This window comes from Myroides oncorhynchi (assembly GCF_020905415.1).
Lineage (GTDB): Bacteria > Bacteroidota > Bacteroidia > Flavobacteriales > Flavobacteriaceae > Flavobacterium > Flavobacterium oncorhynchi_A.
On record NZ_JAJJMP010000001.1, the window covers coordinates 2,947,858 to 2,967,735 of the forward strand.

A 19,878-nucleotide genomic window follows, 5' to 3' on the forward strand; every position below is an offset into this window, starting at 1 on the left:
TTGATAAATTTTAATGATTTTTTTAGAAATCTAATGCTTTAGCTAAGCCAACTTGAAGCTGGAAAAAATCTTGTTTTCTGTCATTAAAAATGAGATAGTTTGTAAAGCGTAAGAATATCTTATCTCTAGATTCTTTCTTTGAGGATTTATAAAAAATCTCTCCACTTACTGGTAGCATTTTATGATGAATATTTTCAAAATACTCATTATCATTGAGCTTTAACCACATATACTTTATATTAAGTGTAGCACCGAAATTGTCCACTATCATAGATTTGAGACTGGCATCTAAATATTTTATATGGTTAATTGCCTCTGTATTTTCTGCATTAACCACAAGGTTGGTTGAGGTAAACATATAACCAAAATTTAGTTCAGCAATGTTTGATGGTCTCCAATGCCAACGCAAAATTGAAAGATTACCTCCAATGGCTATATTGTGTGTTCTAAATATTTCTACGGGGTTTATTTTTTGATTACTTGTAATAGTATTGTCAAACTTACTATCTACTCGATTGTAGTTGAAATAAGGCTCAATCCAAGAAAATAGATACCCGAATTTTTCCTTTATGTTTTTTCTGTGTATGAAAAATTTAGCTTTGGTTTCAAAATTTACAAGTGCATTGGGTTGATCTGCTAATAGCCCTAAAAGATCGGAATATGCCGTAAAACTAACGATGCTATTCAAATTGTTATCTTTTTTGAGTAGTTTTTTATTTAAAGATGTATCTATATTGCTAAGAGAAAACCTCCCATCATCTGGTAGATATCCAAACCTTCTGTCTGTATCGAAAATCACGACATTTTTTAATAGTACAAATTTTTGGTTATCAGAATCATACAGCTTGTCATCTGATCTAGAGTCAAGATAAAGTAGTGCTATAGGAGCAGTTCTATTGCTATAGGTTGTACCATCATTAAGGTAAACCTTGATAAACTCCAGTATTCCTTCTCTAATATCAAATTTTATGCTGTCTATTTTTATAATTTCTTGTTCAAACTTCTTGTTAGTGCTTTTAATTTCTACTTGTAATGCAGAGTAAGATTTATTTTCTTTCTTCTGTTTTTGCATCAAGTCCAGATAGAGTTTAGTGAGTTGGGTATTTATATTTTCTTTCTCTTTAGGATTAATACTATTTTTAAGTTCAGATGTAAGTGCGTTATCAAAAACAATCGTTGTTTCTCTAATTCTTATTTCTCCAATTATAGTCTTTGAGTCTTGTTGATTCACAATTTTTCTAACTACTTCGATTATCTCTTGTTTCTGTGTTTTTACAGGGACATCGGAATTTAGGGTAATACCTAAACCTATTACTTTAATCTGATTATCGGTGTAAATTGTATTTTTTTGCCCCCAAACTACTCCCGTCCAAAGTAGAAGCAGCATTAGTAATTTTGCCTTCATGGTTTATTTATTTTAAAAGTTAAAATGCTTCTTTTTCTCTTTGGACAAAAAGTCTAAGGCTTTAGAAATCCTTTTGTTTTTGTTGTAGGTATGATACTTTATTTATTGGTTTGGTTTAAAGTGTATGTATAGCACTCCCTTTTTAGAGTATAGAGGTAGTTTTTTTACTTTCATATGGTAAATTGGAATACTTCTTAGGGTTATTGAATCGTTTAAGTTAAATACTTCTGTGGCTTGTTATGCCAAATCGTTATTACCAAAAAGACAAGTGTTGTAACTACCAAGTTTTTATTGTTTTTAGAGCTTCATTATTCAAAAGGAAATCAAGAATTTATATCTGATTAAAAACATGGACCCTTATTTATACGATAACAGAGTTAGTAAAATAATTGGTTGTTATTTGAAACATTCTAACGATATATAAACTGATTCACTATTAGCAGGATTATATCTATCGTTTTTGTATTCAGCAATCATGGTCTTGCGGTTTGTATCTGCTTTGTCATAGGATTCAAATAATTTAATATCTGCAAAATGATGGTTGATATTATAACCTACCAGTTTGAGTCCGTAATCATACTCCACTCTTAATTTACTTTTTACAATAGATCTGACGGGTGTGATCTCGTAGGTTCCTCTTTCTAGATTGGATAAAGACACTTGATAATCTTTGCAAAACTTTACTTCAAATATGTTAGAGATAATTAATCGATTTACTTTATCTGAAGCTATAGTTTCCGATTTTTCTTTTGCACTAACATATCCATAAAAGGTTTGTGCTTTTAAGTTTTGTGTCCCTAGCAATAGAATCATACCGAAAATACCTACTAGTTTTGTTGTTTGTGTGTTCATTCTTTTATATGTTAAAATTATATTAACAAAGGTATTTTTTATATTTTTGATATAAAATAGCTACATCTAGCTATAGCCTTGAAAACAAAAACCTTAGTTTCACTATTGATGGATAATAGAATAGATAAATTACGCGATATTTGGGATGATATTCCCAGGGGCTTAACCGAGTCAATCGATCTTTTTGAACAAGATCTGATTAATCGTTATATGGATGTATTTCACTTTGGTGATTATTTTTATTTAATTTTCAATACTCTAAAAGCAGAAGTAGAGTATGTAAGTCCCAATATTAAAAAAGTACTGGGATATAATGCAGATGCGTTTTTCCTAGAACAGATAATTAGTAATATTCACCCTGAGGATTTACCTTATTTTTATCATTACGAACAAAGTGCGGTTCGCTTTTTCATGGGACTGTCTCAAGAACTAATCTTTAAATATAAATTTGCTTATGATTATCGATTTAAAACGCAAGATGGAAGTTATAAGCGCATTCAACAACAAATCGTACCTCTTTTTTATTTTCCTGAGGGTGGTGCGCGCACATTGGGCATTTTCACCGATCTAACGCATTTAAATATAACGGGAATTCCTAAATTATCTTTTATTGGTATGCAAGATGCTCCTTCTTACTACAATGTCCATTTAACACAAGAGTTCACTATTGCAAACAAACTCTTTACTGCCAAAGAACAGGAAATACTACATTATATGGTACAAGGCAAAAAAAGTGAAGAAATTGCCTTGCTATTAGAGCGAAGTATTTTTACAATCCGCAACCACCGCAAGAATATCTTGCAAAAATCAGGCTGTATGAATTTACAAGAATTGCTAGTTAAATCAATCCGAGAAGGTTGGGTGTAAAGTATTTTGTTGGTTAAAAGTTACAAGTTACAAGGAGTACTGCTGGGAAGAGTGAATTTCAACTAGTATATTAAAATAAATGCAGTATGTGTAGGGATATAACCATCATAGTTTGGTCTTGTAAAACAATAAAGGCAATAAGTAAACGTCGGGGTTATTAATCTTCCATAAAAAGGGGGTAAAGAAAAAGCCAAGAATAAAAATTATCTTGGCTTTTTCTATTTCTAAGGTCTTATTAATATACCTGGGTTTTTTTCACTTTTATCTAAAAGGGTAACACCATCAGGAAAAACACCATATTGACATAAGTACTCTGTAATAACTTTAGCGGATACATCAGCATATCGTTTACAAGCTTCAACAGTATATTCAAATCTATTAATAGCATCTTCAGAACCTTCACAAGGCTGTACAATCCTAAGTGCACATAAAGGTTCTTTTTCAGGAGGAGGTCCAATAGGAGGACCAACTGTTGATTCTTGAGCAAAAGCTCCAATGGAGAAAAGAACTACAAGAATAGTTAATAAATTTTTCATGATAATGTTTTATTGGTTAAGTATAAATATAATAAATTAACTTAATATTATTATAATAAATAAACTCAAATATTTAGTTTATTTATTAAATAAGATAAATTATTAAGCAATTGAGTATTTAAGTTCAAACTAAATATTAATCTATGTTTTAAGTGATTTATGAGCCTTGGTCTAGGGATTCTTTAACCTTATTTAATTTTAAATAAAACTGGCTAGAATAAAAAAAAAGTTATTTGGCTGGTAACTAGTTTTTTATGGGTATAAGAGAAGATTAATTAAAAGTAATCACAAAGTTAATTCTTTTAAGACTTAGGCCATAATAGAGTGGGGGTGTTATTGGATAAAAAAACGTATACAAATGTATTTCTGTGGTATAATTAGTTTTTACTTGTCTGGGTAAGACAGACCTATTTTGAGACAATCTTACTTAACAATTTCTTAATTTTTATAAATGTAATTAATCCCCAATAAACTAGAAACTATTGTGATAAATGGAGTTGTTGTATGTGTGATTTTATGATGTTTATTGTTTTTTTTAATACTTATTTGTGTAATATATGTATTAAATGTTTTGATTTAAGTATTTGTAATGGTAATGATATAGCAACATTCTGCTAAGGGGTTGATCTTAATTTAGCCTAAAATCAATTGACATTATAATTATGAAATTAAAGTACTTATTATTCTTATTTGCTATTTGTTTAACCTGGACTACCTATGGGCAAAACACTAGTAAAAAAACTGGTATACTATCTGGTCGTGTTATCGATAAAACAGATAGAAGCTCATTACCTGGAGCAGCAGTCTTATTAGATAAAGGCAAGCAATATACTGTTAGTAATACAAATGGTTATTATGAGTTTTTAAATATTCCTGCAGGAGAGTATACTTTATCTGTAAGTTATATAGGATATGGAGATATTGAAAAACAAATAGAAGTTATAGCGGGTCAAAATACAGTTTTGAATCTTGATCTGTCTACTGATGTAGAAACATTGGAAGGTATTGTGGTGATAGGAGAGCGTTTAAAAGGACAGGCAAAAGCCCTTAATCAACAGATGAATAATGTAAATGTTAGTAATGTTATATCTGCAGATCAAGTAGGGCGTTTTCCTGATTCTAATATTGGTGATGCCTTAAAGCGTGTGCCTGGTATTACCATGCAAAACGATCAAGGAGAAGCTCGTAATATCGTTATTCGTGGATTAGCACCTAGTTTAAACTCTGTGACATTAAATGGAGACCGTATTCCCTCTGCCGAGGGAGATAATAGAAATGTACAGATGGACCTTATTCCATCAGATATGATTTCTTCCATTAAGGTCAACAAGACATTAACACCCGATATGGATGCAGACGCCATTGGTGGATCTGTTGATTTGATTACGCGCGCTTCACCTTATGGGGAGCGTATATCGGCTACATTAGCAGGAGGTTTTAATCCCATTAGAGACAAGGGGAACTATGTGGGTAGTTTTGTGTATGGTAATCGCTTTTTAGACTCTAAGTTTGGGATGATTCTAAGTGGTTCATACAATAATAACAATTTCGGGTCTGATAATGTTGAGGCAGTCTGGTCTAAGGATAAACACGGCAATGTATATTTAGGTGAGTATGACATCAGAAAGTATGATGTACAACGTGTTCGTCGTAGTTTCTCAGCAGCGTTTGATTATAAAATTAATGAGAATCACACTATTTATGCAAGCGCGATATACAACTGGAGAGACGATAGAGAGAATCGCTACCGCGTTCGCTACAGGGGGATTAAACCCATCTATGATACTCAGGACAATATAACTGGTTTTACAGGAGATATTAGAAGAGAAACTAAAGCAGGAGTAGATAACAATAGAAACAAGAACACAAGACTAGAGGATCAAAGAATTCAGAACTATTCATTAAGTGGTATTCACCTATGGTCTAGTAATCTGGATATGGATTGGTCAGTTAATTATTCTCAGGCATCGGAGGACCGTCCTGGAGAGCGTTATCTTGACTTTCAAAATAAAAAAGTATCAATGACCCAGTATATTTCCGATGGTAGATTCCCAATGGTGATCTCTGGTGAGGATACGGCTGATAACTTTAGTTTTAGAAAGCTTTCTGAGAATGATAACTTCACTAAGGATAGTGAATTTGGTGCCAAGTTAAACTTCAGAATTCCTTTGTCTGTTATTGAGCATCAAAAAGGAAGACTAAGATTTGGAGCAAGACTAAGATTAAAGGACAAAAAAAGAGATAATATGTTCTATGAGTTTACTCCCTTGCCAGGTAATGCTATAGGTAACTTAGATATGGTGGCTAATAATTACTATAACGGTAATGATTTTCAACCAGGAAGCAAGTATGTACCAGGATATTTTGCATCAAACCAATACTTAGGATCCTTAGACTTACACAATTCAGGATTGTTTAAAAAAGATGCTGTTCCAGAGGAATACCTAGCATTGAATTTTAAAGCAAAAGAGAATATCTATGCTGGATATATTCGTTGGGATCAAGATTTTAATGAGAACCTTTCCATGATAGTTGGTGCCCGTATAGAACACACAAGTATTGATTATACAGGAAATCACATTGTAGATCAGAGTGATCTAAAGGGAACAGTAAGCAATACCAATAGTTATACAAATATACTTCCTAGTATTACTTTTAAGTATCAAACAGCTACAGATTGGATCTACAGAGCCGCATTTACTACTGCTTTAGCTAGGCCAGATTATTACGCATTAGCTCCTTATATCAACGTTGCTTCTCAAGACAATAGTATAGCGGCTGGTAATGCGGATCTAAAAGTGACTTATGCTTATAACTTTGATTTAATGGTAGAGAAGTATTTTAAATCTGTAGGTATGTTCTCGGCTGGAGTATTCTATAAAAACTTGAATGATTTTATCTATACTTATAGATCGGATTCTTTCACTAAAGATGCTTTTAATGGTTTATTCCCAGATCAAGTAAATCCGATAAAAGATGGTGAGAATTGGAAGTTCATGCAACAGCGCAATGGAGATCAAGTAAACTTATATGGCCTAGAGGTAGCCTTTCAAAGACAGTTAGACTTCTTACCAGGTAAGTTTTTAAAGGGATTGGGAATATATGTGAATTATACCTATACACATTCCAAGGCTAAGGGGATTGCCAATGCTGATGGACAAATCAGGGAGAATATGGAGTTACCAGGTTCGGCCCCACATATGTTTAACGGATCATTATCTTGGGAGAATGACCGCTTCTCAGCGCGTATTTCTATGAATTATACCTCGGACTACCTAGATGCATTAGGAGGTAGTAGTTTTGAAGATAGTTTTTATGATAAACAATTGTTTTTAGATGCAAATGCTTCTTATAAAATAACAAAATATTTACGCGTATTTGCAGAGGCAAATAACCTTACGAATCAACCATTGAGATACTATCAAGGTGTTAGCTCTTATGTGAAACAAATGGAATATTACCAGCCTAAATTCACATTAGGACTTAAGTTTGATTTTTAAAGAGAATAATACAACATAACACAACCATATCATACAGTGAAATAGGATTTCGCTGTATGATTTTTATAATTTAAAGACCATATGAAAAAAATAATATTAGTAGTATCTCTGTTTACTTACTGCTTAAATATGCTGGGACAGACTGCTTTTGAAAAACAGAAAGCCACAGGTTATTCAGGTAGCGATATTCCAGGTTTAGTATATAAAGATAATAGCTTTAATTTTGTTGTATTAGGAGATTTTGGTAGAGTAGGGGACTATTATCAGAAAAACGTAGCAAGAGAGCTAGGCAATGCTATGGTAGTTATAGATGGAGAGTTTGTGGTTAGTGTAGGAGATAACTTTTATCCCAACGGAGTGGGCAGTACACAGGATTATCACTGGATATCCTCTTATGAGAGTATTTACACTAATCCATCTTTATATGCCAATTGGTATGTAGCCTTAGGCAATCACGATTATCAGGGTAGTGTACAAGCCCAGATAGATTACTCAAATGTAAGTAGACGATGGAATATGCCTGATCGCTATTATAGTAAAGTCTTTACCTTAGATAACAAGCAAAAAGTTTTACTGGTGGTTATAGATACGAATCCTTTTATAGATAGTTATCACAAAAGTGATAAGTACAGCGATTTGACTGTGCAAGATACACAAAAGCAGTTAAACTGGATAGAACAGACCTTAGGCCAAGCTGACCCATCTATCAAGTGGAAAATAGTGGTGGGGCATCATCCTATGTATAGTGGTGGTAAACGCAAAAACAGTAAAGATACTACCGGCTTTGAGCAGAAGTTCTCAAATCTGTTTGACAAGTATAAAGTAGATGCATATATCTGTGGTCATGAGCATGATTTGCAAATTATAAAGCCAAAAGATAGATATACTACACAGTTTTTATCCGGAGCAGCTAGTGAGGTACGCGCCTCGGGAACGATGCAACACACCATATTTGCTGCTGCAGAACCTGGTTTTATGACCTTCAGTATTATTGATAATGAGTTAAATGTTCAGGTGGTTAAGGCAAACAATGATAATGCAGAGGTTTTATATACACATACAATTAAAAAATAAAACAAATGAAATATAGCTATTTATGCTCTTTGGCAAGTATATTATTACTTCTGGGTTGTAAAGATAAACTAGCGCCGGTTTGTAGCGATGCTATAAAACCATTGCTAAGTACAGAGCAAACAGAGTTTGATACCGATGATCCTGCCATATGGATTAATAAGGCAGATTCTGCTAAGAGCTTAATAATCGGTACGGATAAAGAAAACGGGGGTGGAATCTATGCTTTTGATCTTCAAGGGAAAATAGTTAATAAGTTTACAGGTATGGCTCGTCCTAATAATGTAGATATAGCTTATGATTTTCCTTATAAAGGTGGTTTAATTGACATAGCTGTTGTAACAGAGAGAAACAAAGGTGTTATACGCATCTTTAAACTACCAGAGTTAATACCTATAGATAATGGTGGAGTAAAAGTATTTCAAACACAGACTAAAAAGTATTATAATCAACCTATGGGAATAGCATTATATGAAAAACAGACTTCTCAAATCAAAGTATTCTATGCTATAGTAGGGCGTAAAAGTGGTCCTTCTGAAAATTACTTATGGCAGTATGAGTTAAGCGCTGATGCTAAGGGTAATATCACCGGAAAACTGGTTCGTAAGTTTGGTAGCTATAGTGGAAACAAAGAGATAGAAGCTATTGCTGTGGATAATGAGCTTGGATATGTATACTACTCAGATGAAACAGCAGGAGTGCGTAAATATTATGCTGATCCTGATAAAGGAAATAAGCAATTGGCTTTTTTTGCTCAGAAGGATGCAAAAAGAGATCACGAGGGAATCGCTATTTATAAAAAAGATAGTACCACAGGATATATCATAGTATCTGATCAACAAGACAACTCTATATTGATCTATCCCAGACAAGGCGATACAGCTAATGTTAATCAACATACATTACTAGTAAAATTACCAGTCTCTGCTATTGAATGCGATGGGTTAGAGGCAAGCTCAGTAAGGCTAAATAACCAGTTTGAAAAAGGAATGTTAGTTATGATGAGCAATGGAAAGGTTTTTCAATATTACGATTGGAAAGTAATCCAAGAACAAATCAATAAAAAAATGGTTGACTAGACTAGTCTAGGTTTATTTAAATTTAAAAGCAAAAGTCTTTTATAGTATAAAGTATCAATCTAAAGTATAAAAACAGATGAAAATAAAAGCCAAGATAGAATTTATTCTTGGCTTTTATCATTACTAAGGAATTACTAATATATCTGGGCTTTTTTCTCTTTTTTCTAAAAGAGTAACACCAGAAGGAAAATCTCCATATTCACATAAGTACTGCGTGATAACTTTAGGAGATACATCAGCGTATCGTTTACAAGCTACCACAAAATACTCAATTTTATTGTTGGCATCTTCAGAACCTTCACAAGGTTGTACTCTTCTAAGTGTACATGAAGGATCTGTTTCAGGAGGAGGCTAGGGAGGAGGTCCAACTGTTGATTCTTGAGCAAAAGCTCCAAGGGAGAAAAGAACTACAAGGGAAGTTAATAAATTTTTCATAATAATGTTTTATTGGTTAATAGTAAATAAGTTAAAACAAGAATAGTTTTTTGTTATTTTTGGTTTGTAGCTGTAAATAATTACTCTAAGTATATATTAAAAAGCCAACAAAACTATTTTGTAATCTAAGTTGGATAATATAAAGTCTAATGAATTAGTTTGCATGCTAGACTATTTAATAACTAGTAAATGATATAGAATATTACCTAGATAAGATTGGTTAAAAAATAATAGAAAACATGTGTATAGAGTATTTGCTTTGGAATCCGTTTTTTTAAGACTTACTTCTAAGAGAGTTCTTTATATTATTTCTTATACAAGAGGTAATTAGTATTAAAGATATCTTTTAACAATCCTTGAAGATTAATAAGTAGTTATAGCTGTTTTTTAAAGCCTTGTTTTTACTTATTTTTTTCAGATTTGCAATAGTTTAGAATTAAAGCCAAGAGTAAATACTTTCTTGGCTTTAAAGTAAAATAATTAAGGTATAAAAGGACCTATAAATTTTTGATGTTTTCTTTTTAATGTAACACCAGAAGGAAATTTACCATATTGACATAAATAAGCTGTAATAACTTGAGGATCTGCCTCAGCATATCCTTTACAAGCTACAACAAGATACTCAATATTATTTTTGGCATCTTCAGACTCCTCACAAGGCTCTACGTACATAAGTGCACAGAAAGGTTCCTTTTCAGGAGGAGGTCCAATAGGAGGTCCAACTAATGATTCTTGAGCAAAAGACCCAATTGAGAAAAGAACTACAAGAGTAGTTAATAAATTTTTCATAATAATGGTTTATTGGTAATTGTAAATATAATAAATTAACTTAATATTAGTATAAAAAACAACTTTAAAGATTTGGTGTATTTGTTAAATGAGTTAAAATAGTAGTGAAATCCTTGTGTTTTTATAGACTTAGCTCTTAGTTATAGATGGCGTAATTCCTTTTCGGCATGCAATTAATAAGGGATTTAATTGGTATAGTTAATTTGCTTAAACAAGCAAACGCCAAGTAGATTATCATTAATGTTGTTTTATTTTAAGCCATCTTAGAAAGTATCTTAGAGGTCTAATTGAAATAAAATATTTTCAAAAGGCTGGGTTGCGTTATAACTAGCAAAAATAAAAAAGAAGTAAAAACAAAGCCACTATAGAGTATTTTACTATAGTGGCTTTGCTGTATTTGGCTAAAAAAAACTAGCTAATAAAAAAATGATTCAGTACTCCTTGTCCATATAATTCTCTAGAGATTCTTTTAATCTATCAAGAAATATTGTCCTAGAATAACTTCTTGTTTTCATCCGGTGAAAAACATGATGAACATCTGAGAGAGGTATATTGAAATAATTTTGAAAAATGTATGCAATTTTGCGTATTTCTAAATCTCCTTGATTAATAGACTTACTGGCATAAAGTGCGTAAATCAGCTCTACAATTGCCGTATTTGATTCTGACCAAACAATAGAGATATTGTTATTTGAATTATTTTCTATACTTAGGGAGGTTATCTGGTTTATTCTTTTATTTAGATATTCATAGAGCATCTGATTTGATAAAAGCCTTGAGAGTTTGTAATCGTAGTAGTTTGAAAATAATGGATCTATTTCAAAAGCGATACTATTTACTCCTTGTAAAATATCAATGTTTCCCCTTGTAAAATATTCGGCGTCTTTATCTGTTCTTTGACTTTTGTAATATCTGAAAAAATCAGAGTTAGTATAGCAGTGTTTATACTCAGTTGTGAGTTGTTTTAACTTCTTTAAGTAGTATCCTTTTTGAATCTCTAAAGGTATTTTAAGACAATAAGATTCTATCCTGTATATATTGTTGTAATAGATTAACTTGGAAAGAACACTGGGTTTGAAGTGTTTGAAAAAGTGAATTTCTTGCTGTTCGCTTGAAAAACCTTCACTTGAAACCTTTTGTTTTAAACTGATTAAGATACCGTGTAAATACTCTGTCATGTGCTTGGCCTCACTAATTATAAGACCAGGGATTAGCGTTAATTTTGATTCCTCTTTTAAGATTGAATCTTGAATTGCTTGAATACTGTTTTTGTTCATAATTTACTGATTTAAAATTAATTGGTTATTGAAAAATTTAAAAGATGTAAATTGCTGAATTTTAGACATATAATTGTTAAAATACTCACCAAATGCGATTTTTAAGTATTTAAGGCTTAATTTGTAATGTTTTGTAAAACAATATAATATAGTTTGATGTGATAATATAACAAAAGTCTCCCCTTTGGATTTTCTTGTTATTCTTAAAAGTTATTTAAGTGATGAGAGCAGATTTAATTAAAGATTTAAGCGATGTTTTGGAACAGTGCTTTAATGAATTTATTAATAGATTAAACGGTAGAGTTGACCATAATCTTCAGAAAACCATCCTTGATCAAGGAGGTGTGGTCTTTGATAGAATCTTTTATTTTATGTGTATCAAGAAGTATTTTGGTTTAAGCCCTATGGTATATCAAAACCCAAACAATAGATCATGTGTGGTTATAAGATATACAACAAATGGATGGGATTTATCAGGCTGTAATGACAAACAAGAGAGTTTAAAGATCAATTACAATTTAGTTATTCAGCAGCTAGGGGAGTTTAATAGCTTTAATGAACCAGGCCAAAAACAAGCAATATGCTTTTTAATAAGGCCCAAAAATAAAGTTATTATTCTCTCAGGGGTAAAGGTTAGTATTAGCCCCGATAGTCAAATTTTTTATATTTGGACTCTTTCTTTAAAAGTAAAACCAGTTGAGCTTGATAATATTGTGATTTGGAATAAGCAAAAACTCTTGTATAAAAAGTATTACCTTGAGTATGTAAGGCTAAAACACATAAACCCACATATTAGTTTAGAATCCTACTGCGATATCCTAAGGGTGCACCCCAGGACTTTTCAGCGCAATTTTAAAAGATATTTAGCGACCTCCTTTTATGACTATCATATTCAAACCAGACTTATAGAATCTGTTTTACTTCTTATGTTTTCTTCATACTCTGTCTCAGAAATAGCCTACAAGTGCGGCTATGAGAACTATAGAACCTTTTTAAGGGCATTTGGTAAAGACCAACCTTATAATCCCTTAGATTATAGATAAAGGTCATTAAATGGCTTTAATTGTCTTTATAGTCTTTAATAATACGCATTTTAAAAATCCTTAAAGACTTTAATTAACAGGCGAGGTGTTTTTGAGTGATACTTGTTTTTGCGTGTATATACATATTAGATTCGCTAAAGTATAGCATTATGTAGTTTATTTTCTTTTCTTTTGCCAGATGTAACAATCATGTGTTTTATCTTGTATGATTTAGTTTAGGCTAAACAAGAAAAACACCTCTACCCTTATTTATGAATAAGCTACCACTGGAACCTTTTCTTCATCGGGCTAACAATAGCCTATATATTAATTGTAAGGATATAAGTAAATTAGTAGAAATTAGAGGACAAAGTCTGTTTCGACCCCATAAGTTAACCTTTTTCTGTATTCACCTTTTCCTTGAAGGAAGTGGGAGGTACTCTTTAGATTCTTCGGTTGTCAATATTGCGGCAAAAACAGTTTTAGTTGTATCAAAAAATCAAGTAGAACAGTACCTTGAGCCTATAGATTATCAGTCAGAGGTTTTAATGTTTACCCAGGATTTTTTCTGTATAGACGAGCTTCATTTTCAGTTTTTCTACAACACCAATCTCTTTAAGTTATGTGATAAGTTAGAGTCTATTGATATTAGTGATCAGTATCAAGAGTTAGTTATGCTTTTTAGCCTTATTAAAAAGGAGTTAAGCAAAAAGTTTTATCCCAAACAGCAGTATATTTTAAACAACTACCTTTTCAATACCCTATTGATCTTGGAAAACGCTATTGATCAGTCTACCACAGATCAGCTTAATATTTCACATGAAAAAATAATAGTGTCTAACTTTAAGGCTTTAGTCAATAAAAAAATAGATAAGAGTATCACTGTTAGAATGTACGCTTGTGAATTGAAATTAAGTGTACGCTCTTTAGAATATGCTTTTAAGAAAACAGATAACATAACTCCTTATGCTTGGATATCAGAGAGAATTGTTATGGAGATAAAAAGATTACTGCTGTATAAAGATTTACATATAAATGAAATATCATTTACCCTTGGCTTTAAAGAGGCTAATCACTTAACAGTATTTTTTAAAAACAAAACAGGTCTGACTCCCTTAGAATTTAGAAATGGGTTTAAGGATAGTGTGATTTAATAACTTTTTTATTCGCACTTATATAAGTGTTGCCCCGCGAAACAGAAGTAGTTTTGTGCTATAGCTATAACCAAGAGATTTATTCTCTATAATGATTATCAGTGATAAGAATTACTGTCTTTTAGTTTTACAAGTTTTAAATTACGGTAAATCACTGTTAGTTGTTATTTTAATCTTCGTTGCTAGATTTAAAACAAGCAATATAGAACTCACACTTTAATTCATCTTTGTTACTAGATGTAAAACAGGTAATAAAAACTCACACTTTTTTCAGTTAGTTTACGCATGAACTAATTCGCAACAATTAATGCATTGAAGGCCCCTTAAAAGGGGCTTTCAATATTTTGCTAATCTATGGTAGATTGTAAAATCTGAAAGACTGTATTTTATAAGAATTAAAAATATTGGTTTTACCAGTACAATTATGTATTTGTCCTTTTCTAGCACGATTTTGTCTTTTTGCTAAACACTTTTGTCCTTTTATGTCCTATGGGGTGATTTTAGAATTAGGAGCTTTGTAAAGTAGATAGGTAAAATAGTTAACAACTGATTATGATCTACTTACGCCTTTTGTTTTCTAGTATTACAAGAACTTTTAATTGGTATAGCCTCGCGAGTTATAACAAATATATCCTTTGATTGATTTTAAAAGCTAAAACAGATCAACTCTAAACTTATAGCAGTCCTATTAACCCTAAAAACGAGATTACATCCTTAGAGTAAGTATTCTATTTACTCTAAATCTTAAAAAGCAATAAGCCAAGGGGGCTAGTTGCTGGCAATTTAAACAAGTTTGAAATTATGAGAAAAATTATTCAAAACCTACTTATGCCTTTTGCTATACTAGCAATGCTAACAGTAGGTGCATTTACTATAAATGCTAGTGAAAAAACAGATAATGCTATCAAAGTAGAAGAGGTAGTAGATATTCAAGCTCAAGATCCTTATATAGGTGCGGAGTACTATCGTGTCGGAACTACTTGGGTTTTGTATACAAACACAAGTGATGGGCATTGTTCCTTAGATGGAGTGGGGGAGATTTGTACAAAAAACATCACTGGGGTTGGAGTTAAAGAAATGTTTGGCGAGGATCAAGAAAGTGGAGAGAAACTAGTTCTAAGAAGAATAGTTTTAGAATAAAATTAATTATTAATAACAAGCAAAAGAGTATTTAGTGGTCGGAAGAAATTCTGACCACTTTTTTTTACATACTGAATTATAACCATAAAAAAAGTCGAAAGATTAATCCTGCGACTATGACTGTTTTTATTTGTTCAAAACAAGCTTTTTCTTGTTCAATTTTACTTCTAATTTTATCATCTTGATAGTAAGTAAATCCATTTGCTAAAGAATCTCGTTTTGTTCTTATTTGTCCATTCTCATAATAAGATATAGTACTGTCTTCAATATCCATTTTTAAACTCAATCTCATATTTTTTATTCCCATTTGGATAAAAACTAGTTCCTAATATCTGATTGTCTTTTTCATATACATTTATAGCTCTTATGTATCTCCGGTTAGTATCATACTGATAATTTATAGGAGCTAGTAACTGTTCTTATAAAAGATAAGTAACTAATAGACAAACTTAATAAAAGATGAGTTTATCTAGTTTAATGGAACAATTACAACCTTATTCCCTTCTTGTTACAGCAAACGGATATACATAATAGCTCTTATTTGTTTTCCTAATCGCTCTATTGCCTCTCTTGTATATAGTTATTTAGATGTTTTTAAACTAGGTAAATTATTATATTTTATATAAATTATCAAAATAAAAATATTTTATTTGTATTGTTGTGTATTTAAAATACATTATATTTATAAAATTTAATAAATTTGTCAATATTTATAAGGTATTGGGTCTTTTATAAAAGATACTCAAACTGGAGGTTCACTTTTATAGGAATATACAATACCTATAATTTTTAATCAATACATACAATTATAATATGTTTTTTAATAACAGAACAAATCTAATAACTATAATAATCCTATTGTTCTCTTTTCATTTATTTGCTCAAAGAGGAATTTTTAAAAAAGGAACTATTACACCTAATGCTTACAATGAAAACTTAAATTACACGGTAAAGGATGATCACATTTATGTGGATGTAATTATTGAGGATAAAACATATAAATTCATTGTAGATACAGGTGCTCCAACATCAGTTACCTTTAATGTTAAAGGTGATTTTGACTTTATATATGAAGATGAGTTATATGATGCCTCTAATAATGTATCTAAAGTAAAATTCATAAGTATTCCAAGTATTCGAATAGGAAACTTAGAATATAAAAACTTTGCTGCAGTACAAAGTGATATGGATGCGTTTAAATCACTTGGAGTAGATGGTCTTATAGGAGCAAATATGATTAGTAAAAGTTGTTGGGATTTTGATCTTGAGAACAATAGAATAACACTCTCAAATAATCTGAATAAGCAAGAAATAAATTTATTTAATAGAGTTAAAGTTAAAAAAGCAGATTCAGGTACACCTACTCTAACAATGACTTATTTTAATGGTTTAAAAGAAAAAGATATCTTCTTTGATACAGGTTATAATGATTTCTTTTATCTAAGTGAAGATATGTTTGACACTTTAAATAAAAAAAATGTTTTCTCTAAAGTACTTACTGGCGAAGGGGTAATTAGTTATAGCGCTTTTGGACCAAGTATAGGAAAAACATATATAACTCCCTTAGAGATGAAAATAGGAAATTATGAGATTCCTGTATTTATAGCAGCTGTTGACGTTGATGATACTAGTAACTTAGGAACCAAATGGCTTAAATATTATCGCACTATTTTATATAAAAACAACTTTTATTTTAAATCCTACAACAAGATTCTCCCTTCTACATATCAGGATATTGGAATAAAGGTAAAAATAAAAGAGAATGAACTAATTATCTCTTTTGTTTGGGACAGTCCTTCTATCAAAAATAAAAATCTAAAAGCAGGAGATAAAATCTTATCTGTAAATAACAAAGACATTAGTAGCATGTCTGAAGACGAATTGAAAGAAATACAACGTAATGCGTTTAAGGCAGATAAAGTGCAAATTGAAGTTAATACAAAAGATAATTTTATGACATTATATAAAGAAATTATATTAGAGATATAATCAATAGCGTGCAGTAAACTTATTGTCAATGGGACAGAATAATATTAGAGTCTTATGACTTCTTAAAATATGTCCTGTAGGAGACTCTATAGTCTTTAAACATATTTGTTGTGGGTAAAGATAATCACATGCTGAATTATAGCTATAAAAAAGTCGGAAGATTAATCTTCCGACCATGACTACTTTTAGTGTTTCGTTTTTATTTTTTACAAATCTTCAAGTCTACTGTAAGTATGTTTATTAGGGGTTAGTCCATCACTAATCCATTTTATTGTTTTATTATCTTTTAAATGATATTCAAACCAATCAAGGAGTCTTTTTTCAAAATCCTGAGACTCTGTTGTTTGAGAGAGAGAAATAACATGGTCTACATTTTTATAAAATAATGCAATTACAGGTTTTTTATATTTTAAAAGTGCAAGAAAGAGTTTTTCTGTATTATCTGCATCGACCGCTTGGTCTTCTAGTCCTGTATACAACAACATAGGTGTTTTTATATTATGAGCGTGCTGTAAAGTCGAATTATTATGATATTTATTAGGATTATCACTGTAACTATCTCTTAATTGCATTTGAACATTTTCACTCATTCCCCACCTTGGGACTTTTTTAAATTTGTCAAAACTGTATGTATTTGAAATAAGATCGTGTCCTCCAGCCCCAGAGACAATAGTTGTAAATCTGTTAGTCTGGGTTGCAATAAAACCGGATTTGTAACCTCCAAAGGAAAACCCTACAAGAGCTACTTTATCTTTATTAATAGATGGCTCTATACTTAAGACTTTATCAAGACCTTTGAGTGTGATATCTGCAGCAGATAGCCCTGGACCTTCTTTTGACACATATGTATTTAATTTACAAACAAAATAACCTTTTTCATTAAAAAATGTAGAGTTTATCCTAGCATCATTCTTTGTTTCAGGGTTTATAAAATGCTTGTCTAGATTTCCAAAATTATCATATACCTCTATTATCATGGGATATTGTTTTTTGGAATCAAAATCTTTAGGGTAGGTTAAAAAGCCATTTAAAGTTTCACCGAATTTATCATTGAAATCAAATTTTGTTATCTTCCTCCAATTGTAGAGCTCACTAGCAATAGAATCTTGGTATAAAGTATTAGTTCTATTATCTATTATTGTTTTAATACTTGGAGGTTGATTACTGTTCTCTTCTGTAAAAATAGCTGCCATATAGTTGTTAGAATAAACACTATTATCATGTACTTTAATTAAATTTTTGGAAGAGTATAATTTTTTTACAGAAGCACCCTTTAATGAGAAGAATTCAGTAAGATTTGGGCTAGAATTTGTAAATAACACTGGCTTGGAATCATCAAAATAAATACCGTTTTCTCTAAAATTATAGGCCCCTACGATGTTAATTGTATTGTTATTGGTCTTTAGATTAGTTAGCTTATCTATTTTATGATTGTCAATGTTGAATCTAACAAAATCATTGTTTTGCTGAAAATATATTTTTTTAGAATCTTCTGACCATCTAGGAGATGTATTTGTAACTGAGCTAGAAGATGTATTAAGACTAATTGATCTTTTGCTACCCAAAGAATAAATGTTCCAAATATTATAGGTGGTAGTTGGATAGAGTATATGTTTATTGTCTTTTGATACACTTAATAACCCCTCTCTACTAGTAAGAGATAATACTGTTTCTATTTCATTGTTTTGTAAATTTAATAACGAGAATTGGCGAATTTTGTTAGTACTCTGATACTCTTCATGTTCAAATGGATTATAGGTTAAAATATAATTAGGTATACCGATATTTAAGTAGAGTTTATTTCTATGACGATCTAACTGTTTTAAATGAGCTGATAAGTTGTTATATACAAATGCTTTGTACTGTATCTGATGCTTTAGTTTAAAGTTACTAGGATATATATACTTAGTATTGCCATTCCAGATATCAAGAAACTCACTTTCTGGTAAAGAAGTACTACTTAGAGTATTGTACTCAATATATAAATCATTGTTGGTAAAGAACTCTACTTTGAACTTCTTTAAGTTTCCTTGTTCTAATGCTATAGTCTTTGTTTGATTGGAATCTAAGTCAATCAATAATAGGGTATTGTCTTGATCTTTAATAACAAAGGCTGTTTGTTGCTTGTTCCATGCTAGGATAGAATTTAAATCTTGTTTTAAATGAGTTAATTTCTTTGCAACTAAAGTTGTAGTATTGATGTAGTACAGATCATTATTGTTATCAGAATAAATAATGTTTTTTCCATTGGAACTAACTATGTGATTCTTTACTTTTTGAAAAACTTTGATTTTATTTTTAGTCAGATTTTTATCTACTTGTATTAAGTTAAGATTGTTTGACTGATCTACTGTAATGACCATGTTTTTCGACGAAATAGTTGCATACCTAATAATGTTCTTTACATAGGTATTATTATTAGTATTGTCTAAGTCGTTAAATAAAAGTTTGTCATTTTCTTTGTAAACAATAATATTGTTATCAAGTAAATTAGTTATGTTAATTGTTTTTGATTTAAAATCCCTTACCTGTTTTGTTTGTGTGTTTATAAAGAAGAAATCAATATCTATAGAAGCGTCATTATAAAACCGATTGACAAATAACCATTTCTTATCTTTTGACAATGTGTAAGGTATTGTGCTGTACCATAGAAAAGGTTGCTGAGTTGAGGTAGAAGGATCTTGAGCTAAGGCTTTAATGTTTAAAATAAAAAAGCTTAGAAGTATTAATATATAAGATTTTTTTGTTTTCATTATAGTTAT

The 19,878-nt window shown here is 30.8% G+C and carries 15 protein-coding genes; 8 read left to right on the top strand and 7 right to left on the bottom strand.

What is annotated here, in order from left to right:
• Positions 1-22 precede the first annotated feature (22 nt).
• The gene (locus tag LNQ81_RS12870) at positions 23-1,405 is read right to left on the bottom strand and encodes a hypothetical protein (RefSeq protein ID WP_229947351.1); all 1,383 of its coding nucleotides are present in this window, start codon (positions 1,403-1,405) and stop codon (positions 23-25) included.
• Positions 1,406-1,801: 396 nt separating this feature from the next.
• Complete coding sequence (locus LNQ81_RS12875) at positions 1,802-2,257, bottom strand: hypothetical protein (RefSeq protein WP_229947353.1); 456 nt, start codon at positions 2,255-2,257, stop codon at positions 1,802-1,804.
• 108 nt (positions 2,258-2,365) lie between these two features.
• Here LNQ81_RS12875 and LNQ81_RS12880 point away from each other — a divergent pair, with 108 nt between their 5' ends.
• Positions 2,366-3,124, top strand: a complete 759-nt coding sequence (locus LNQ81_RS12880) for a LuxR C-terminal-related transcriptional regulator (RefSeq protein WP_229947355.1) — start codon at positions 2,366-2,368, stop codon at positions 3,122-3,124.
• A gap of 224 nt (positions 3,125-3,348) precedes the next feature.
• Here LNQ81_RS12880 and LNQ81_RS12885 read toward each other — a convergent pair whose 3' ends face one another.
• Complete coding sequence (locus LNQ81_RS12885; RefSeq protein WP_229947357.1) at positions 3,349-3,660, bottom strand: hypothetical protein; 312 nt, start codon at positions 3,658-3,660, stop codon at positions 3,349-3,351.
• A gap of 662 nt (positions 3,661-4,322) precedes the next feature.
• Between LNQ81_RS12885 and LNQ81_RS12890 the strand changes: the two genes are divergently transcribed.
• The 3 genes from LNQ81_RS12890 to LNQ81_RS12900 all read left to right on the top strand — a co-directional run bounded on the left by LNQ81_RS12890 (position 4,323) and on the right by LNQ81_RS12900 (position 9,310).
• Entirely contained in the window at positions 4,323-7,160 is a 2,838-nt protein-coding gene (locus LNQ81_RS12890) for a TonB-dependent receptor (protein ID WP_229947359.1), read from the top strand.
• 81 nt (positions 7,161-7,241) lie between these two features.
• Entirely contained in the window at positions 7,242-8,234 is a 993-nt protein-coding gene (locus LNQ81_RS12895) for a metallophosphoesterase (protein ID WP_229947361.1), read from the top strand.
• A gap of 5 nt (positions 8,235-8,239) precedes the next feature.
• Positions 8,240-9,310, top strand: a complete 1,071-nt coding sequence (locus LNQ81_RS12900; RefSeq protein ID WP_229947362.1) for a phytase — start codon at positions 8,240-8,242, stop codon at positions 9,308-9,310.
• A 915-nt stretch (positions 9,311-10,225) separates the two neighbouring features.
• Here LNQ81_RS12900 and LNQ81_RS12905 read toward each other — a convergent pair.
• Both LNQ81_RS12905 and LNQ81_RS12910 read right to left on the bottom strand, forming a co-directional pair.
• On the bottom strand, positions 10,226-10,534 hold the full coding sequence (locus tag LNQ81_RS12905) for a hypothetical protein (RefSeq protein ID WP_229947364.1): 309 nt from the start codon (positions 10,532-10,534) through the stop codon (positions 10,226-10,228).
• A 431-nt stretch (positions 10,535-10,965) separates the two neighbouring features.
• On the bottom strand, positions 10,966-11,811 hold the full coding sequence (locus LNQ81_RS12910) for an RteC domain-containing protein (protein WP_229947367.1): 846 nt from the start codon (positions 11,809-11,811) through the stop codon (positions 10,966-10,968).
• A gap of 221 nt (positions 11,812-12,032) precedes the next feature.
• Here LNQ81_RS12910 and LNQ81_RS12915 point away from each other — a divergent pair, with 221 nt between their 5' ends.
• From LNQ81_RS12915 to LNQ81_RS12925, 3 genes are all read left to right on the top strand, one after another.
• Positions 12,033-12,854 carry a helix-turn-helix domain-containing protein gene (locus tag LNQ81_RS12915; RefSeq protein ID WP_229947369.1) on the top strand — a complete coding sequence of 274 codons (822 nt, stop codon included), beginning with the start codon at positions 12,033-12,035 and terminating at the stop codon, positions 12,852-12,854.
• A gap of 251 nt (positions 12,855-13,105) precedes the next feature.
• Positions 13,106-13,987 carry a helix-turn-helix domain-containing protein gene (locus LNQ81_RS12920; protein ID WP_229947371.1) on the top strand — a complete coding sequence of 294 codons (882 nt, stop codon included), beginning with the start codon at positions 13,106-13,108 and terminating at the stop codon, positions 13,985-13,987.
• 801 nt (positions 13,988-14,788) lie between these two features.
• Complete coding sequence (locus tag LNQ81_RS12925; protein WP_229947374.1) at positions 14,789-15,127, top strand: hypothetical protein; 339 nt, start codon at positions 14,789-14,791, stop codon at positions 15,125-15,127.
• A 76-nt stretch (positions 15,128-15,203) separates the two neighbouring features.
• On the opposite strand, the gene LNQ81_RS12930 is transcribed toward LNQ81_RS12925, so the two are convergent.
• Positions 15,204-15,419 carry a hypothetical protein gene (locus LNQ81_RS12930; protein ID WP_229947376.1) on the bottom strand — a complete coding sequence of 72 codons (216 nt, stop codon included), beginning with the start codon at positions 15,417-15,419 and terminating at the stop codon, positions 15,204-15,206.
• A gap of 521 nt (positions 15,420-15,940) precedes the next feature.
• On the opposite strand from LNQ81_RS12930, the gene LNQ81_RS12935 reads away from it, so the two are divergent.
• Complete coding sequence (locus LNQ81_RS12935; RefSeq protein WP_229947377.1) at positions 15,941-17,116, top strand: PDZ domain-containing protein; 1,176 nt, start codon at positions 15,941-15,943, stop codon at positions 17,114-17,116.
• Between the two features lie 206 nt (positions 17,117-17,322).
• Here the strand turns inward: LNQ81_RS12935 and LNQ81_RS12940 are convergent, their stop codons facing one another.
• Positions 17,323-19,869, bottom strand: a complete 2,547-nt coding sequence (locus tag LNQ81_RS12940; RefSeq protein WP_229947379.1) for an alpha/beta hydrolase family protein — start codon at positions 19,867-19,869, stop codon at positions 17,323-17,325.
• Between the last annotated feature and the right edge of the window lie 9 nt (positions 19,870-19,878).